General features: G+C 52.7%; 1 rRNA gene. It reads left to right on the forward strand.

Going from position 1 to position 3,059, the window contains the following annotated elements:
* The first annotated feature begins 4 nt into the window (after positions 1 to 4).
* Positions 5 to 2,899: ribosomal RNA gene (locus D7D25_RS17425) — 23S ribosomal RNA — on the forward strand.
* Positions 2,900 to 3,059: the final 160 nt, after the last annotated feature.

Consider the following 3,059-nt stretch of genomic DNA (forward strand, 5'->3'; position numbering starts at 1 on the left):
CGAAATAAAAGTGAACAAGGGCACATGGGGGATGCCTAGGCTCTGGAAGGCGAAGAAGGACGTGATAAGCTGCGAAAAGCCGCGGGGATTGGCAAATACGAATCGATCCGCGGATATCCGAATGGGGCAACCCGGCGCGCGAGGAGCGCGCCATTCCACCGGCTGGTGGAAGGCGAACGTGGGGAACTGAAACATCTAAGTACCCATAGGAGGAGAAAACAAAAGTGATTCCCGGAGTAGTGGCGAGCGAAACGGGAGGAGCCCAAACCGGGCCTGTTTCGGCAGGTCCGGGGTTGTAGGACTGAGACACGGCAAGAGACCGGGAAAGTGGAACCAACTGGAAAGTTGGATCGGAGAGGGTGAAAATCCCGTACACGACTTTCCGGCGAAGCCCATCAGTATCCTGAGTAGCGCGGGACACGAGAAATCCTGTGTGAAACCGGCGGGACCATCCGCCAAGGCTAAATACTCTCCAGAGACCGATAGTGAACCAGTACCGTGAGGGAAAGGTGAAAAGAACCTCGAACAGAGGAGTGAAATAGACCCTGAAACCATGTGCCTGCAAGCGGTCGGAGCCCTTTATGGGGTGACGGCGTGCCTTTTGCATAATGAACCTACGAGTTACTCTTGCCTGGCAAGGTTAAGCGCAAAGATGCGCCCAGCCGCAGCGAAAGCGAGTCTTCACAGGGCGTTCAGTCAGCAGGAGTAGACGCGAAACCAAGTGATCTACCCTTGGGCAGGTTGAAGTATTGGTAACACAATATGGAGGACCGCACCGGTAAACGTTGAAAAGTTTTCGGATGACCTGAGGGTAGGGGTGAAAGGCTAATCAAACTTGGAGATAGCTCGTACTCCCCGAAATGCATTTAGGTGCAGCCTCGGACGAAGAGCTTGCATGAGGTAGAGCTACTGATTGGATGCGAGGGCTTCGCCGCCTATCAAGTCCAGCCAAACTCCGAATGCGTGCAAGTGCTATCCGGGAGTGAGGGCGCGGGTGCTAAGGTCCGCGTCCGAGAGAGGAACAACTCAGACCACCGGCTAAGGTCCCGAAATATATGCTCAGTTGCAATTAACGAAGTCCCGCCGCTTTGACAGCTAGGATGTTGGCTTGGAAGCAGCCATTCATTTAAAGAGTGCGTAACAGCTCACTAGTCGAGTGGTGGGGCGTGGATAATAATCGGGCATAAGCATATTACCGAAGCCGTGGAACCAATATGGTTGGTAGGGGAGCATTCCATCATGGCGTTGAAGGCGCGCCGCGAGGCGTTCTGGAGCGGATGGAAAAGCAAATGTAGGTATAAGTAACGACAAAGGGGGCGTGAAACCCCCTCGCCGAAAGACCAAGGTTTCCTGATCAACGCTAATCGGATCAGGGTTAGTCGATCCTAAGGATAAGCCTGTGGGCGATTCCGATGGAAGAAACGGTTAATATTCCGTTACTGTCATGACAAGCCACGCGGGGACGCAGGAGTGACACCACTGCCCACTGACGGAATAGTGGGTTGAAGGGGGTAGGCGTTGAGAGGGGTAGGCAAATCCGCCCCACGAGCCGATCCTGAAAGTATGGCAAGTCTTCGGATGAGCCAATAACGTGGGTAAACAGACTGCCGAGAAAAACCGCTACGCGCCAATTGTCATGGCACTCGTACCGCAAACCGACACAGGTGGTCGGGTTGAGAATACTAAGGCGCTCGAGTGATTCACGGTCAAGGAACTAGGCAAAATAGTCCTGTAACTTCGGGAGAAAGGACGCCGGCAGCGATGCCGGCCGCAGAGAAATGGAGAAGGCGACTGTTTAACAAAAACACATGGCCATGCGAAGTCGAAAGACGCGGTATATGGCCTGACACCTGCCCGGTGCCGGAAGGTTAAGAGGAGATGTCATCGCGAGAGAAGCATTGAATTGAAGCCCCGGTAAACGGCGGCCGTAACTATAACGGTCCTAAGGTAGCGAAATTCCTTGTCGGGTAAGTTCCGACCTGCACGAATGGTGTAACGATCTTCTCACTGTCTCGACCGTGAGCTCGGTGAAATTGTAGTATCGGTGAAGATGCCGATTACCCGCGATGGGACGAAAAGACCCCGTGAACCTTTACTATAGCTTTACATTGATGTTGGGCATCCGATGTGTAGGATAGGCCGGAGGCTATGAGGCAGGCACGCCAGTGCTTGTGGAGCCGCCGTTGAAATACGGCCCTTCGGGTGTTTGACCTCTAACCCCCTTTGGGGGGGGACACTGTATGGTGGGTAGTTTGACTGGGGTGGTCGCCTCCAAAAAAGTAACGGAGGCTTCTAAAGGTGCGCTCGGGACGATTGGTAACCGTCTTTGGAGAGTGTAATGGCACAAGCGCGCTTGACTGGGAGACTCACAAGTCGATCAGGTAGGAAACTAGAGCATAGTGATCCGGTGGTTTCAGCATGGAATGGCCATCGCTCAAAGGATAAAAGGTACTCCGGGGATAACAGGCTGATCATTCCCAAGAGCTCATATCGACGGAATGGTTTGGCACCTCGATGTCGGCTCGTCACATCCTGGGGCTGGAGAAGGTCCCAAGGGTTGGGCTGTTCGCCCATTAAAGTGGCACGCGAGCTGGGTTCAGAACGTCGTGAGACAGTTCGGTCTCTATCTATCGTGGGCGTTAGAGATTTGCGGGGCCCCGACACTAGTACGAGAGGACCGTGTTGGACAGACCTCTGGTTTGCCGGTTGTTCCGCCAGGAGCACTGCCGGGTAGCTAAGTCTGGGCAAGGATAAGCGCTGAAAGCATCTAAGCGCGAAGCCTACCCCAAGATTAGATCTCTTTATAAGGGTGGTCGCAGACTACGACCTTGATAGGCTGCAGGTGTAAAGGCGGTAACGTCACAGCCGAGCAGTACTAATTGCCCGTAAGCTTTGTTTTGTCAGGTCCCTGCAGGGTTTGATAAATAGCATTTGGAGCGTTTTTTTGTCGGTGGACATCTTCTTTTTGGAGTATTGCCCTTGTTTTTTCATCGTGTCATTTTTAAGAGTTAAGAGTGAAGAGTTAAAAATTAAGAATTAAGAATTAAGAATTAAGAATT

The organism is Proteiniphilum sp. X52, from assembly GCF_003712195.1.
Lineage (GTDB): Bacteria > Bacteroidota > Bacteroidia > Bacteroidales > Dysgonomonadaceae > Proteiniphilum.